The organism is Mycobacteriales bacterium (assembly GCA_035533475.1).
In the GTDB taxonomy this organism is placed as follows: Bacteria; Actinomycetota; Actinomycetes; order DATLTS01; family DATLTS01; genus DATLTS01.
Window position 1 is genome coordinate 1 of record DATLTS010000018.1, and the last position, 13,860, is coordinate 13,860.

The window sequence follows — 13,860 nt, forward strand, 5'->3', positions numbered from 1 at the left end:
CTGCTGCGCTACGAGCGGCGGCCGGCTCGCGACGGGTGGGAGTTCGTGACAGAAGCGGCTCGGCGCCGGGACGAGGACCCTGCGGCGCTGTGGCGTCAACATCGGCCGAGCCGGGCCGAGTTGGACACCCTTGTCCTGTGACGTGAAGGTGCTGTTACCCGTGATCTCGCCGCTCCTGACGGGATGCCACGACAGGGGCTCGACGCCCGATTTGCCGGTGTGCCGGGCCGCTCGCCAGTAGATTTCTGTGGGTGGACGAGGCGCTGCTGGCGGCTGAACAGCGTGCCCGTGCGCAGATCGACCGCCAGCTGACCGAGGCCGGCTGGTGCGTGCAGAGCCGAGCCGGCCTCAATCTGTTCGTCGGCGACGGCGTCGCAGTCCGCGAGGTGATCCTGGCGCCGGGCCACGGCCGGGTGGACTACCTCCTCTACGTTGACCAGCGCGCTGTCGGTGTCATCGAAGCCAAGCCCGAGGGCACCCCGCTGTCGGGCGTCGAGTGGCAATCGGCCATCTACGCCGACGGCCTGCCCGCCGAGGTCCGCCTCAAGGCGCTGACGCACGACGGCCGGCTACCGTTCGTCCTCGACGCGTCGGAACCGCACTTCACCAACGGCTTCGACCCGGCCCCGCGGGCGCTGCGGATCTTCGCCGTCCCCCGGCCGTAGCCGCGAGGCACCCAGTTCCATCCGTCGATCCGCACACCGCAATGATCCCGTCCAACGTGCACCCCGTCGACCCGGTTCCGCCACTCGATCAAGCACGCATGAGCTCCGGGCCGGTACGGCCGTTCCAGGGCGGGTAGGCCCCTCAGCCATCCGCGCGCGGATCCGACGATCCCGAGCGGATCGCCGGGGGTCGGTAACGTCGTCCGCGTGCCCGTCGATCCATACCAGATCCGCCCGCCGATGGCGGTGGACGCCGATCGAATATTCGAACTCGCGGTGCGCCTGGCGACGTCCTTCAGTCCCGAACGAAGTCACTTCGAGCAGGCCTTCACCCAGCTGCTCGACAACGATGACGCCTGCATGATGGTGGCTGGCCCGGAGGCAGGGGTTGTCGGCTATCTGCTTGCCTTCGCCCACCAAACCTTCTTCGCCGACGGGCCGGTCGGGTGGGTCGAAGAGATCATGGTCGATGACGATCATCGGCGGGGTGGAGTGGGCCGGGCGCTCATGGCGGGGTTCGAGACTTGGAGCGTGGAACGCGGTTGCCGCTTGGTCGCCCTGGCAACCCAGCGAGCGGCCGAGTTCTACACCGCGCTGGGGTACCAGGAGTCAGCGACCTACTTCCGCAAGGCGTTGTAGGCAGGGCCGCACCCGAGAACGCCGGCGTCGATTGGCGAGCTCGAGGGCAGGATCCCGGCCGAGAGCGAATTTTCGCGCACGGGGTCCGGCCACCGAGGTGACGGCCTCGACGAATTTCGAGTGCTGTGCTCCCGGCCGGCGGCTACCGTCCCTTCGTGGCCTACGACGCGCTGGCGGAGAGTAAGCGCCTGCTGACGTATGGCCTGCCGGACCCTCCCCGCGCGCTGAGCCGCCGGATCCGCTTCGCCGCCCTCGGATGTGACGTCGATCGGGACTTGGCGATGACTGCCTTCGCCCGTCGGGGGGTCAGCGGCGAACCCATGCTCGACGCCTGGGTCCTCGAGCGTCGCGATGGCGCCTGGGTGTTGCTCGGTGGGGGCGGCGGGTCGCTCGACCATGATGCGCTCGCGGATCGGCCGCCTGCCGACGAGATGGGTGGATGGTTACAGCTGCAGGGTGGCGGTGGCGCGCGCCGCCGCACGGAGACGATCCTGCCGGGGGCTGGAGGCTGGGCCAGTTACGCGGAGCTTCGGCTCGCCCGGGAGGTCGCCCTCGTTCAAGTGCGGGGGCGCCGATTGCCCGTCCCGCGGCATGGCCACGTTTTCGTTGTGTGGCCCGGGCGTCGGGCGCCCTCCGCGCACCTTTTCGACGTGGACGGCGCCGTTTTGACGACGGCGCGACTTCGGTTGAACCCAAATCTCAACAGACGTCGAGGCGAAACGATCATCGATTCATAGCGACGAGACTCGTCGCAACAATTCCCGAGCGCCGGCTCCGTTCGCAAGACCCGGCGACCGCTGCCCGAACAGAGTTGAGCTTCTCGGACGGTGCTGGCTTGCCCGCCTACAGCATGTAGAGCGCGGCCACGCCATGACCGCTCAGGGGAGACCGCGAGCGTCTATGGAGCTGCGCCAGTCGCCAAGTCGGTGATCACGGCGCCGACCTTCACCAGGCCGCGGGTACCGAGTACTCGGCCAAATCGGGCAGTACCACGGCAGACCAACTGGGCTCAGCAGCGACGGGCGCCCGGTCCCAGCGAACGGAGCAGCCGCGCTACCTTCGCGTCGTCGTCGGTGATGCCGAGCGCAGCGCGCACCTCCACGGCCAGCTCTCGGGTCACCTGGGCACGCATCCGGCGGCCCTCCTCGGTCAACTCGAGCATGCGCACCCGGCGGTCGCGGGGATTGGAGGTCCGCGCGACCAGCCCGAGGCGTTCGGCCCGGTCGACCAGCCCGGTGACGTTCGAGGGGTCGCAGGAACGGTCCTCGGCAAACTCACGCATGGACACCGGCTCCTCGAGCATGCGCAGCAATCCCACCTGCTGGGAGGTGAGCTCGTGGCGGGCGGCCACGGCTGCCACGGCGTGCTGCACTGCCTGGGTCACCCCAAGCAGGCCGTCGAGCAGGCCGTCCATCTCCTCCGTCGACACACCCCCGGTCACCGCATCATTCTCGCACGAAGAACTTGACTTCCTCAACTATTGGCCGCTACTTTAGGTCGTCAATAGTCGGGCTAGCCAAGGATCCGCGCGATGCTGAACCTCAAGATTGTGGTCGGGAGCACCCGACCCACCCGGGCCGCCGATCATGTCGTCCCCTGGGTGGTCGCCCGATCGACCAGCCACGGGGCTTTCGACGTCGAGGTGCTGGACCTTCGCGACTGGCCCCTTCCCCTGTTCCAGGAGCACCTCGGGTCGATCGGTGATTTCAACGATCCCACCTACTCGGACTCGCTCGTTCGGCAGTGGAACCTCAAGCTCAAGGAAGCCGACGCCCTTCTCGTCGTCACCGCCGAATACCTGCACTCCATTCCTGGGGTGCTGAAGAACGCCCTCGACAATGTCTTCGTCAGCTGGGCCCTGCGGAACAAGCCGCTGGCCGCGGTCGGCTACAGCACGGGCATCGCCGCCGGGGTCCGGGCCGTGGAGCACCTGGCCCACGTGGCCATCGAGTGCGAGATGGTTCCGCTGCGCGACACGGTGCTGATCCCCTATGTGGAGTCCGCCTTCGACGAGCAGGGAACTCCCAACAACCCCATGTCGGAAGTGGCCATGACCGTGATGCTCGATGACCTCGCTTGGTGGGCAGAGCTGCTCGCCAAGGCCCGGGCCGACGGCGAGCTCCCGCCCGGTTCACTGCGGGTCCGGGCCGCCCTGGCGGCGATCCAGGATCCTTCCTGACGGTTCCCGCGCCGCGCCACTGACGCCCTCCGGCGCCTCCGTTGCCGGGCTGGAAGCACGACGGGGAGGGGCCGATACTGCCCCGCGTGTCCCCGACTATTGGACCCCCCATCCGTTGCTGCGACGAATGTCCCAGTCGCATGATCGAGCCAGACCTCGCGGGCCGAATGCCACCTGGCAAGATCTCGCCCGGGACTACTCACCATGGCCGACAGTCACCATGCCCGGTGACGCCTCACCCAAGGACGACTCGACGGTCGCCGATATCGGCAACGAGCTCAACGGTGCCACCGAGGGCCTGGACGTAGACCTTGATCGTCGACAGGCCTGCGCGGTCGATCTCGCCCCGCTCGAGGTCCGAGACGGTGGGCTGCGCTCACCGGCGTCGCGGACGCGATCATCATCCTGGCCCTCGGCCACGTGTTCATCGCAAACATGACCGGCAACATCGCGTTTCTCGGGTTCGCAGCCGCCGGAGCCGCCGGAGCCGCCGGCTTCTCCCTCGCCGCATCACTAGCCGCTCTCGCCGGCTTCCTCATCGGAGCCGGCGCGGGTGGACAATTCGTCAACCGCTTCGGCGGCGACCGAGCCATCCTCCTGCGTAACCGAACAGCGGCCGAGCTTTTCTTCGTGGCGGTCGCGCATCAGGGTGGTCCCAAGACGGCAGCAGGCGACAAAACGGGCGCCCCGTTCCGCGTCATCGAGCCTGAGCAAGGTGGTGAATGCTCCAATCGGGCTATGACCGCCCAGGCTGGACCTGCCGACGAATGAGCAACGTGAGTACTGACGGTGGCTCTCGACTCGGGGTCCGGGGATGGACGCTGGTCGGTGTCCTCGCGCTGGTGGCGGCCGCCTGCCTGGCGGATGCGGCCCGGCTGGCGGCGACAGGGGGCTGGCCAGCGCCCGGATTCGCGCTGCTGGTGGCGGGCAGTGAGCTGTTCCTGCATGTCGTTCCGGTCAGCGCGGTGCATCGTCGAGGGGTTTTCAGCGCCCATCTGGATGAGGCGGCTCTGGTGGGTGGGATGCTGCTGCTTCCACCCGGCTGGGCGATCATCTGCTTTGGCGTGGGCTTGACCGCTGGGGTGGCCGTGAAGCTGGCTCGGCTCCCTAATCCGGAGCAGGTGCTCGCCAAGCTGGTCTTCAACGCGAGCAACGGATTCGTGGCCAGCACCGCGAGTGTCATTCTCGCGACTGTCCTCGGCCCGCGGATCGGCGGGGTTTCGGGGGCGACGGTCGGGGCGGTCACGTTTTCGGTGCTGAGCTTGACCGGGGTGAGCCTGGTCCTCGGCTGCGTCGGGACGGCGTCGTGGCGGGCCTGGTTGGTCGTCATCCGGGGTGCCGCGCTGGGTTCGGCCGTCGGGATCTGTCTCGGGCTCGCCGCGGGCCTACTGGGTCATTCGGATCCGTGGCGGGTGGGGCTGGTGGTCGGCCCGGTGGCGATGCTGCTCTTCGCGTCGGTCGGTCAGCTTCGCGCTCGGTCCGATCGCGACCGGCTGGCGGAGTTCCTCCAGGCGGCAAGCGAAGTCCTGCGTGTCAGCACGGTGGCACAAATCGAGAATGTGGTGGTCGAAGCCGCCCAGCGCAGCCTCGGCGGTGGCAAGGCAAGGGTAGCCGCCGAACCACCCCAAGCAGACGAGGTCGGCGCGCCTTTGCCGGGCCAGCACGCCAGTTGGCTGATCGCCCGGCCCAGTAATCGGCAGGATCTGTACTCGGCGACCGACCAGCAGGTGGTGGACACGCTCGCCTCGATCGGCGGCGCGGCGCTGGAGAATGTGCGGCTACGGGACGCGCTGGCGGCCCAGGCCCGCTGCGACGAGCTCACCGACTTGGCGAACCGTCGATGTCTACTCGAAGAACTCGACGCCGCGTTCGCCCGGGCGCAGCGAACCGGATCGCCATTCAGTGTGCTGGTCGCCGACCTTGATGGGCTCAAACCGATCAATGACACGTTCGGTCACGCGGCCGGCGACGAGGTGCTCATGCACGTCGGCCACGGGTTGTCGGCCGGCGTGCGCAGCACGGATCTGGTCGCCCGGATCGGCGGCGACGAGTTCGCCGTCCTGCTCGACGGTGCCGGCCCGGCAGCGGCAGCGGTGATGGCCGACGCGCTCGCCAGCCCGGTCCAACAGCCGATCACGTTGGCGGGGTATCCGTACATGCCTCTGCTCAGCATCGGCACCGCGTCCTGGCCGACCGACGGCGCCAGCGCGGCCGAGCTCCTCGCCCTCGCCGACGCACGGATGTATCTGAACAAGAGCGACCGTCGCCGCCGCTCAGTGGGCGGGCCGACCGGAATGTCGGCGCCCCCTCGCCAGTCGGCCCTGCAAGGCGACGGGGTGAGCCTGATCCGCCAGTACCTACCCGCGCCACGCACCCAGGAGGAAACAGCCTCCGGACCGGCCAACTGACAGCCCCTACCGGACCCAGCGCGCGAGGCAGCCCCTACCGCTTCTCTCTCGGATGCGAGGGACTCTCGCACGGCCGAAGGAGCTCTTTTCACAGCAGTCACGTCAGACGCCCTCGATGTCGCCGGCGTTGACCTGGGTCTTCGACGATCAAAGCCGCCGTAGCCAGGCACATGATCGACATATGGGCGTTCAAGTCATCGGCCCTGTCGGCGGGGTGTGCGTGTCGGACGGTTTCAAGCAGGTTGCCGAGGCTTTGCACGATGGATGCGATCTCGGCTGGTCATGGGGATCATTCATCGGCAGTAATCGTGAAACGGGCCCGCCGCTGGCCCGCTACCGTGGCCGTGTGAGCAGCCAGCGAGTGCCGGGCGGTGTGGTGCACAAGCTTCCCGCCGACCTGCGCAAGGCGCTGAACGCCAACACCACGGCACTCGATGCCTGGAAGGACATCACGCCTCTGGCCCGCAACGAGTTCATTTGCTGGGTCGAGGATGCAAAGCAGGCGATGACCCGAGAACGCCGCATTCGCCGGACCCAGGAGGAGCTGGAGGAAGGCCAGCGTCGGCCGTGCTGCTGGCCAGGGTGCCAGCACCGCGAGCGCACCGGTAGATAGAAGCAACAGCCGGCGGATAACCGGCGCAACGGACGGTTACCGGCAGCGAGCATCTTCTGCACCGCCTGCCTCGTCACGCAATCGGGCTTGGTGGAGGGGCTCACAGGGACAGGTGAAGTCGCAAGGCCTGATCGAGTTGGGTCACCAGGCCAGGTGGGAGGACGCCGACCCGCGCTGCGATGCGCTCGACCGCGACCGAACGGACTTGTTCGGCCTGGGCCTTGGAGTCCATGGTCAGTCCGGTCACGGCTGCCGGCAGCAAGACCTGGAACGGGTAGACGCTCTCGACGTTCGAGGTCACCGGGACCACGGTGACCACCCCCCGGCCAAGCCGCGTCGCAGTCGCGTTCGCACCGTCGTTGCTGACGATCACCGCAGGGCTGCGCTTGCGCGCCTCCGCGCCCCGCCCCAGGTCAAGATCAACCAGGCGGATCTCCCCCCGGCGCATCAGCTACCTCGGCGATCCGCCGCGACCGCCTCCCACAACTGTGCGTCATCCGTGTCGGTCCACTCGCTCCAGGCAGCCGCGTATGCCTCGCCGAGCTCGAGAACGCGCAGCAGCCGAACCGCCTTGTGCAGCACGGCTGAGCGAGATTCGATGCCTTGTTCCCGGGCGTAAGCATCGAGGAACTCGATGTCCTCGTCGGGAAGACTCACGCTGACCTTCATGCCAACTTACTACCTTGGTAGTACTCGGGTAGCAACGGTGTGACCGCTCAGAGCCGTGGAACGATGCTGGCCCGAGGTCCCGGGACGCTCCCGATGACGTCCCCGGTTCGGTCGAGCTTGTGCCAACGGAGTCTCACACCCGACATGGCACTGATGACGCTTTGGATCACGACCAGATACATGAGCTGCCGGTAGACGAATTGCTGCAAGGGCAAAGCCCACAAGGGCCGCATACGCTCCCGGTCCAGGCGCAGTGCGTAGATCCCGCTGATGAGCTGGAGTAGCAGAAATGCGCCCCAGTAGGCCAACACCTTCCGCGCATCGAGGAAGAGCAACCCGTAAAGGGCAAAGACGTCGATGATCGGCGCGAGCAGGGGCAGAACCACTTGGAAGGCCACCAGGTACGGCAGTCCGATCTGGCCCAGTTCCCGGCCTGCCCCGCGGCTGAGCATGGCCGCCCGGTGTTTCCAGACCGCCTGCAAGGTTCCGTAACACCAACGGTAGCGCTGCCGCCATAACGCGTTGAGGGACGCCGGCGCCTCGGTCCAGGCAAGTGCCCGCTCCTCATACACCACGCGATAGTCAAAACGGTTGATCGCCATCGTCAGATCCGTGTCCTCGGCCAGGGTGTCACCGCTCACCCCACCCACCGCCTCGAGCGCGTCCCGACGATAGGCGCCGATCGCCCCGGGCACCGTCGGCATGCACCAGAGCAGGTCGTACATCCTTCGGTCGAGGTTGAAGCCGATCACGTATTCGAGGTGCTGCCACTGCCCGAGAAGGTGCCGCCGGTTGCCCACCTTGGTGTTCCCGCTGACCGCGCCGACGATGGGATCCGCTAGCGGTTGGACCAGCCAGCGGATGGTGTCCACGTCGAAAAGGGTGTCACCGTCGACCATGACGATGACGTCATGGCTCGCGTGGGCAAGTCCGGTGTTGAGCGCCGCGGCCTTCCCCTGGTTCGCCTGCCGGACGACGGTGACCCCGGGCAGGGCCAATGCGTCAACGATGTCCGCGGTGCCGTCGGTCGAACCGTCGTCGACCACGATCACCTCGACAACCGGATACACGTTGGCGACCAGAGAGCGCACTGACGCGGCGATGCCGACCGCCTCGTTGTAGGCAGGGACGATGACCGACACCGGTGGGGCGTAGCCCTCGCGCGGTGTCCGTCTGGCCACGGCGCGGGAGTGTCGCCGGGCCAACACGAGCAACAAGACCGTGCGGAGCAGAGCGAGCGCCCCAAGTGGCAGGAGCAGCCAGGTCAGAAGGGTCGCCGCATCCGTGCTGAGGCGCAGGACGGTCAGGAACGCGTCTCCCTGGGCCCGGCGCAACCAGGGCACGGGTTGGACGCCTGCATTTGCCGGCAGGCCCAGGCCCCCCGTCACCGTCGTGAATCGATATCCGCGCGCCCGGAGCCGTTCGATGATCGTCGGCAACGCCGCCACCGTCTGCGAACGGTCTCCGCCGGCGTCGTGGAACATGATGATCGCCCCGTCGTCGCCCTGCGGGAGCGCATTGCGCACGATCAGAGCCACGCCCGGGCGCCGCCAGTCCTCGCTGTCCCGGTCGGCGAGCACGACGATGTATCCGGCGGCGGTCGCCTGAGAGACAACCTGCACGTCGCGGTGCGACAGATCCTGGGCCGTCGCGGAATACGGTGGCCGCAGCAGCACCGTGGCGCGTCCCGTCGAACCGGCGAACGCCAGTTGACTCAGCGACAATTCCAGGTTCTCCCGCCAGCCAGGCAGCGTCGAAAGGTCGGCGTGGGTGAACGTATGGCTGCCCAGCTCGTCACCGTCGGCGAGAATCCGACGGGTCAAGTTCGGGAAGCTGGCGACCCGAGCCCCTACCTCGAAGAATGTCGCGGGAACCTTCTCCCGGTTCAAGACGGCGAGGATCCTCGGTGTCCACACCGGGTCCGGTCCGTCGTCGAACGTCAAGGCCACCGTCCGCGCCGGCAGGCCACGAGAGGACAGTCCCTGCGCTGACCGGTAGAGCACCGATCCGCCGCCCGAGACCACCCCCGGCTGCGCGGGCGGCAGCAGTGCCGTGCCGGCCAAGCCGACCTCGTGACGGGCATACCCCTGTAGGAGGAGGCCGGTGCTCAGGGCAAGGAGAATCGCGGCAAGCAGCACCCAGTGTCCGGGCGGCGCCCACCGCCGCCTGATCTTGTCGGGGGCGAGGCTCACCTGGCGTGCGAGCTGCGCGGGGACGGTGAGGGATGCGAGCTCGGCGCTACGGTCGCGGAAGGCCTCGGGCCTGCCGGCGTAGAGGTCGGTGCAGAGGTCGGTGTAGAGCTCGCTCGAGGGGTCGGTGCGACGGTTGGGCTGGTACTCGGCCGCGGTGCGGGGGTGAGCGAGGCCCCCGGAGAGCTTCCGGACAATGGTGGCTGCGACGCCGTGACACCGGGGACGGCGGTCGAACCGACTCCAGCGGGAGAGAGCCCGGGCGTCGAACTAGGGGATGGCCCGGCAGTAGAGCGGGCAAGTACCTCCCCCGCCGCTCCCGAACCCCCGCCACCATCGGGAATCTTCGGAGCCGCAGGACCGCCCAGCAGCGATTGCAGCCCGGGAATCGAGATCGGCAGCAGACCCGGCGGGCCGACCAGGCTGATCGCGACGCAGCCGAAGAAGGCGGCCACGAGCGCCCCCAGCACCCAGCCGGACCGACGAACCCAGACCCGCCGACGGCCGGTCTGGTCGACGAAAACCTGGCGCGGGGGCGGTGGGTCGAAACGAATCCGGGCCTCGGTCATATCAGCCGCATTATCCGCGCAGTACCCCATTTCCGCAGACATTCCGGGCAAGCGCGGATCGCGGCTTCGTCCCTGTCCCCCCTCCGTAATATGGCAGGATCGCCACAGTCCCCGGGAGAAGAGCCATGCCTGTTCGGATCCGTTTCGTCGCCGTAACGCTGTGTGCCTTGATGGCATGGACCTTCGGCACCGGGTTGGCGTTCGCCGCCGGCAAGAACGGCGGGGGCGGTCACGTGCGGGTCAAGGTGACGAACCCCGGTTCGCAGACGTCCGCGACTGGCGGGGCAGTCGATCTGCAGATTCAGGCGAGCGACACGAACGGCGGTGCGCTCAGTTACACCGCCACTGGACTGCCGTCCGGACTGACGATAGGCACCGCCACGGGAGTTATTTCCGGGACACCCACCGCGGCGGTTCAAGCCTCGGTGGACGTCACCGCCACCGACACCTCCGGCGGGGCATCCGCCAGCACCGCCTTCGGCTGGACGGTCAACGCGGCCTACGACGTTTCCTACCCGCAGTGCGGCACCACGCTGCCCACCGCCGCTAACACATCTCTCGTCGGGGTGAACGACGGCATCGTCTACTCGGCCAACCCCTGCCTCGCCACCCAGGCCGGCTGGGGGGCCTCGCACGGGCTCCAGTTCTACGCGAACACAGCCGATCCCGGGCCGGCGTACTCCTCCTATTGGCCGACCGGCGGCCAGGCTTCCCCCCAGGACTGCACGACCACCGACCAGAACTCGACAGCCTGCTCCTACGACTACGGATACAACGCCGCGCGGAACTCCTACGGCGACGCGATCGCGGCCACCGCGGGGACGAGCATCAACCCCGCGGGTGTCTCCTGGTGGCTCGACGTCGAAACCGGGAACAGCTGGGAAACCCTCGAAAGGGCCTACGGTCAGACCGCGACCTCCCAGCAGAACGACACCGCCGCCCTCCAGGGGGCGGCGTACGGGTTGACGAGCGAGGGTGTGACCACCGTCGGGTTCTATTCGACGAGCTACCAGTGGGACCAGATCACCGGCGGCACGGGCGCGACGTTCCAGGCGAACCCCGCGTGGCTGGCCGGCTACACGTCGCTACCCAACGCGCAGAGCGGATGCACTTCGATCAGCTTCACCGACGGGCCGGTCGTGTTCACGCAATACCCGTCCGGCAGCTTCGACGCCGACTTCCCCTGCTGAACCGCGGTCACCGGCCACCCGCGCGCCTCGGCCAGTCATCGATCCTCCCGTAGCTGGCCGGAAGGCCGGCTCGGCCCGCTACCCGGGCGGTGGTAGCGAACCTCGGGTACGGCAGTGTCCAGGTCCAACATCTGTCGTGCCCCATCCGGGCGGAAGCCGAATCCCTCGTAGAAACGCCGGGCCGGCAGGTTCGCCTCCAGTACCCACAAGGTCACATCCGGATGTCCCTGCTCGGCCAGGGACTCGAGGCCATGACGCAACATCTGCCGGCCGATCCCGGCCCGCCGGTGAGTGGGCAAAACGTAACAGGCGTAGACCTCGCCTTGTGGGGCCAACCGCCGGTCGCCGTCCCGACACGGACCGACGGCGATCCAGCCGAGAACCTCCTCGTCGGCGTCGACGGCGACGGTCTCCCCGAGCCGGTCGGCGCGTTCGGCGATCAGGCGCCGGCGTCGCTCCACGTCGACAGGCATGGCGTCCAGATAGGCGTCGGACACGATGCCGCGGTAGGCCTCCCGCCAGCCGGCCACCCGCAATCGCTCCACCGCAGGCGCGTCGTCGACCAGACACCGGCGAAGCCGCACCTCGAACATGTCCGTCAGCGTTGCGGAAACCCGCCGGCGCCGGCAACCGGTTATCGCACGCATGGCCTTGACTGCCAGGCCGTAAGTACTTCGAGCAGTTCTGGCGCGAGTCGCTCACTGCCTTCCGGACCGCCGCACGGCCGCCAGCGCCTGCCGGGCGATGAGGGCGGTGACGCCGGCGACTGCCGCCAGGGCGGCGGCGAGGACCAGCGGCCGGTGGAACGCCAGCTGCGGCATGAGGCGCACCGGAACGGTGACTGCGCCGAGGAATGCCCCGAGCAGACCACAGTAGGAGCCGACGACGAAGCGCTTGTGGGTTTCGACCCGGTGCGTCAACGCCGCCCATAGCGCGATGGTCAGCGTGATGAAGGTGAACACCGACAACCCGTGGATCCAGCTGAAGTGCCCGGGATGCAGCTTGCGAATCCAGAACGAGCTGAGGACCGTCCAGTACATCGCGACCATCCACACCCGGCCCATCCGCCGGTGGGCCCGGTCGCCCTTGCGCCGGCGTAGCACGACTACCGCGCCGAGCATGAGCGCCAGAGTGGCCCCGGTCGCGTGCGCGGCGATCAGCACCGTCCACCCGTTCATCGCCGGCCGCCTGGTGGGCGAATAACCTCGTTATGCATAGTAACGCTGTTATAGTTGCTGCCATGCCTGCCGTCAAGGCGCATACCGCCCGCCTCGCCAGCCGTCTCGTCGACGAGGCCGGGCGGCTGCTAGCCGCCGAAGGCCCCGCGGCGCTGACCCTGCGCCGGCTGGCCAGCGTCTCGGGCACCTCGACGATGGCGGTCTACACCCTGTTCGGCGACAAGCAAGGCCTGCTGGCCGCGATGCACCGCGAAGGATTCACCCGGCTGGGCGGCGCCCTGGAGGCGGTCGCGGCGGGCTCACTCGAAGGCCTGGGCGATCTCGGCATGGCCTATCGCGACGTGGCGCTCGCCAACCCGCATCTGTATGCCCTGATGTTCGGCGGCGCCGTGCCGAACTTCGCTCCGGATGCCGAGGGCGAGGCGAGGGCTGAGGCGGCCTACCGACCGCTGGTCGAAGCCGTGCAGCGCTGCCTGGACGCGTCGCTGCTGGTCGGACCAGGGGCCGAGCCGATCGCGTTCCACCTGTGGGCGGTGTCGCACGGGATGGTGAGCCTCGAGCTGGCCGGGCATGTGCCGGGCGATGCCGCAGCGCGCGAAGCGTCCTACCGCGACGCCCTCATCTACAGCGTGTTGCCCTTCCTGTCCCCCGCGGACGGATCGCGGCGAGCACACTAGAGCGAGCGCACGCCCAGCCGGCCTGGGGCACGTCAGGTCGTACTCATGTCTAACCGGAAGTACCATCCTGGTATGACACCACGAAAAGAGCGCCTGACGGTGACGGTCGATCCGGAACTGGTCCAGGCGGGGAACGACGCGGTGCACTCGGGGCTGGCCGACTCGCTCAGCGCCTGGGTGAACGAGGCGCTATCCGCCCGTGTGGTTCGCGATCGACAACTCCAGGCGCTGGCCGCTGCGATCGCCGACTTCGAATCCCAGTTCGGTGAGATCACCGCTGGGGAAATGGCCGCGCGACGTCGGGCCGACGACGAAGCTGCGCTTGTCGTCCGGGGCCGTCGGAAGACAACACCATCGGCCGGCAAGCCCCGCGGTCATGGTGCGGCGTGACCCTTCTGCTGGACGCGGGGAGCCTGATCGCGCTCGACCGGGATGACCGGGCGATGTGGGTCCGGCTGAAGATGGCCCGTGAAGCGTCGCAGCCGCCGGTCACCCACGCGGGCGTGCTCGGGCAGGCCTGGCGTGGCGGCCCGCGACAAGCTCGACTGTCCCGAGCGCTGGACGGCGTCGAGGTACGCCCGCTGGACGAGCCATTGGGCCGGGGAGCCGGAGAGCTTCTGGGCGGCACGCATGGTGCCGACGTGATCGACGCCGCACTGGTTCTCCTGGCGAACGACGGTGATCAAATCGCGACCTCGGACCCAGACGACCTGGCGGAGCTAGCCGCGGTCAGTGGCCGGCACGTCGAGCTCATCCAGGTCTGACCATCGATGGGCGCGGAGCACGTCCGCGATTACCGTTGCGTGGGCGCTCACATTCGTTCGGCACCGGAGCCAACGGCGAGCGACCGGGCGACGTCTCTGTGTCACAGGCTCGATCAGCCA

At 68.3% G+C, this 13,860-nt stretch carries 17 protein-coding genes; 11 read left to right on the plus strand and 6 right to left on the minus strand.

Annotation, left to right across the window (positions count from 1 at the left end):
- Positions 1 to 251: 251 nt before the first annotated feature.
- From VNG13_02830 to VNG13_02840, 3 genes are all read left to right on the plus strand, one after another.
- Positions 252 to 665, plus strand: a complete 414-nt coding sequence (locus tag VNG13_02830; GenBank protein ID HVA59455.1) for a hypothetical protein — start codon at positions 252 to 254, stop codon at positions 663 to 665.
- A 207-nt stretch (positions 666 to 872) separates the two neighbouring features.
- Positions 873 to 1,304 carry a GNAT family N-acetyltransferase gene (locus VNG13_02835; protein ID HVA59456.1) on the plus strand — a complete coding sequence of 144 codons (432 nt, stop codon included), beginning with the start codon at positions 873 to 875 and terminating at the stop codon, positions 1,302 to 1,304.
- 155 nt (positions 1,305 to 1,459) lie between these two features.
- Positions 1,460 to 2,041 (plus strand): hypothetical protein, encoded by a 582-nt coding sequence (locus VNG13_02840; protein HVA59457.1) that lies wholly within the window; start codon positions 1,460 to 1,462, stop codon positions 2,039 to 2,041.
- A gap of 272 nt (positions 2,042 to 2,313) precedes the next feature.
- On the opposite strand, the gene VNG13_02845 is transcribed toward VNG13_02840, so the two are convergent.
- The gene (locus tag VNG13_02845; protein ID HVA59458.1) at positions 2,314 to 2,745 is read right to left on the minus strand and encodes a MarR family transcriptional regulator; all 432 of its coding nucleotides are present in this window, start codon (positions 2,743 to 2,745) and stop codon (positions 2,314 to 2,316) included.
- Between the two features lie 90 nt (positions 2,746 to 2,835).
- Between VNG13_02845 and VNG13_02850 the strand changes: the two genes are divergently transcribed.
- The 4 genes from VNG13_02850 to VNG13_02865 all read left to right on the plus strand — a co-directional run bounded on the left by VNG13_02850 (position 2,836) and on the right by VNG13_02865 (position 6,504).
- Positions 2,836 to 3,483, plus strand: coding sequence for an NAD(P)H-dependent oxidoreductase (locus VNG13_02850; GenBank protein ID HVA59459.1), 648 nt, complete (start codon positions 2,836 to 2,838; stop codon positions 3,481 to 3,483).
- Positions 3,484 to 3,810: 327 nt separating this feature from the next.
- A complete protein-coding gene (locus tag VNG13_02855) occupies positions 3,811 to 4,254 on the plus strand; it encodes a DUF1275 family protein (GenBank protein ID HVA59460.1) in 444 nt (147 codons plus the stop codon).
- Positions 4,255 to 4,259: 5 nt separating this feature from the next.
- On the plus strand, positions 4,260 to 5,891 hold the full coding sequence (locus VNG13_02860; protein ID HVA59461.1) for a GGDEF domain-containing protein: 1,632 nt from the start codon (positions 4,260 to 4,262) through the stop codon (positions 5,889 to 5,891).
- 346 nt (positions 5,892 to 6,237) lie between these two features.
- Positions 6,238 to 6,504, plus strand: a complete 267-nt coding sequence (locus VNG13_02865) for a YdeI/OmpD-associated family protein (GenBank protein ID HVA59462.1) — start codon at positions 6,238 to 6,240, stop codon at positions 6,502 to 6,504.
- A 100-nt stretch (positions 6,505 to 6,604) separates the two neighbouring features.
- Here VNG13_02865 and VNG13_02870 read toward each other — a convergent pair whose 3' ends face one another.
- Genes VNG13_02870 through VNG13_02880 form a run of 3 tightly spaced genes read right to left on the minus strand, consistent with a single transcriptional unit; the run spans position 6,605 to position 9,365 of the window.
- On the minus strand, positions 6,605 to 6,955 hold the full coding sequence (locus tag VNG13_02870; GenBank protein HVA59463.1) for a type II toxin-antitoxin system PemK/MazF family toxin: 351 nt from the start codon (positions 6,953 to 6,955) through the stop codon (positions 6,605 to 6,607).
- Positions 6,952 to 7,173 carry a ribbon-helix-helix domain-containing protein gene (locus tag VNG13_02875; GenBank protein ID HVA59464.1) on the minus strand — a complete coding sequence of 74 codons (222 nt, stop codon included), beginning with the start codon at positions 7,171 to 7,173 and terminating at the stop codon, positions 6,952 to 6,954. The genes VNG13_02870 and VNG13_02875 overlap by 4 nt, the downstream gene beginning before the upstream one ends.
- Positions 7,174 to 7,220: 47 nt before the next feature.
- Positions 7,221 to 9,365, minus strand: a complete 2,145-nt coding sequence (locus VNG13_02880) for a bifunctional polysaccharide deacetylase/glycosyltransferase family 2 protein (protein ID HVA59465.1) — start codon at positions 9,363 to 9,365, stop codon at positions 7,221 to 7,223.
- A gap of 691 nt (positions 9,366 to 10,056) precedes the next feature.
- On the opposite strand from VNG13_02880, the gene VNG13_02885 reads away from it, so the two are divergent.
- Positions 10,057 to 11,121 carry a putative Ig domain-containing protein gene (locus tag VNG13_02885; GenBank protein HVA59466.1) on the plus strand — a complete coding sequence of 355 codons (1,065 nt, stop codon included), beginning with the start codon at positions 10,057 to 10,059 and terminating at the stop codon, positions 11,119 to 11,121.
- A gap of 35 nt (positions 11,122 to 11,156) precedes the next feature.
- On the opposite strand, the gene VNG13_02890 is transcribed toward VNG13_02885, so the two are convergent.
- Entirely contained in the window at positions 11,157 to 11,714 is a 558-nt protein-coding gene (locus VNG13_02890; protein ID HVA59467.1) for a GNAT family N-acetyltransferase, read from the minus strand.
- A 105-nt stretch (positions 11,715 to 11,819) separates the two neighbouring features.
- Complete coding sequence (locus VNG13_02895; GenBank protein ID HVA59468.1) at positions 11,820 to 12,299, minus strand: DUF2306 domain-containing protein; 480 nt, start codon at positions 12,297 to 12,299, stop codon at positions 11,820 to 11,822.
- Positions 12,300 to 12,361: 62 nt separating this feature from the next.
- Between VNG13_02895 and VNG13_02900 the strand changes: the two genes are divergently transcribed.
- The 3 genes from VNG13_02900 (at position 12,362) to VNG13_02910 (ending at position 13,740) form a co-directional block, all read left to right on the plus strand.
- The gene (locus VNG13_02900; protein ID HVA59469.1) at positions 12,362 to 12,976 is read left to right on the plus strand and encodes a TetR-like C-terminal domain-containing protein; all 615 of its coding nucleotides are present in this window, start codon (positions 12,362 to 12,364) and stop codon (positions 12,974 to 12,976) included.
- 72 nt (positions 12,977 to 13,048) lie between these two features.
- Positions 13,049 to 13,366, plus strand: a complete 318-nt coding sequence (locus tag VNG13_02905) for a hypothetical protein (GenBank protein ID HVA59470.1) — start codon at positions 13,049 to 13,051, stop codon at positions 13,364 to 13,366.
- Positions 13,363 to 13,740 (plus strand): hypothetical protein, encoded by a 378-nt coding sequence (locus tag VNG13_02910; protein ID HVA59471.1) that lies wholly within the window; start codon positions 13,363 to 13,365, stop codon positions 13,738 to 13,740. Before VNG13_02905 ends, VNG13_02910 begins: the two co-directional genes overlap by 4 nt.
- Positions 13,741 to 13,860: the final 120 nt, after the last annotated feature.

Coding starts and splice junctions, on each gene's coding strand:
- VNG13_02850 (HVA59459.1), top strand. CDS start 2,836: ATGCTGAACCTCAAGATTGTGGTCGGGAGCACCCGACCCACCCGGGCC.
- VNG13_02875 (HVA59464.1), bottom strand. CDS start 7,173: ATGAAGGTCAGCGTGAGTCTTCCCGACGAGGACATCGAGTTCCTCGAT.
- VNG13_02885 (HVA59466.1), top strand. CDS start 10,057: ATGCCTGTTCGGATCCGTTTCGTCGCCGTAACGCTGTGTGCCTTGATG.
- VNG13_02890 (HVA59467.1), bottom strand. CDS start 11,714: ATGTTCGAGGTGCGGCTTCGCCGGTGTCTGGTCGACGACGCGCCTGCG.
- VNG13_02895 (HVA59468.1), bottom strand. CDS start 12,299: ATGAACGGGTGGACGGTGCTGATCGCCGCGCACGCGACCGGGGCCACT.
- VNG13_02900 (HVA59469.1), top strand. CDS start 12,362: ATGCCTGCCGTCAAGGCGCATACCGCCCGCCTCGCCAGCCGTCTCGTC.
- VNG13_02905 (HVA59470.1), top strand. CDS start 13,049: ATGACACCACGAAAAGAGCGCCTGACGGTGACGGTCGATCCGGAACTG.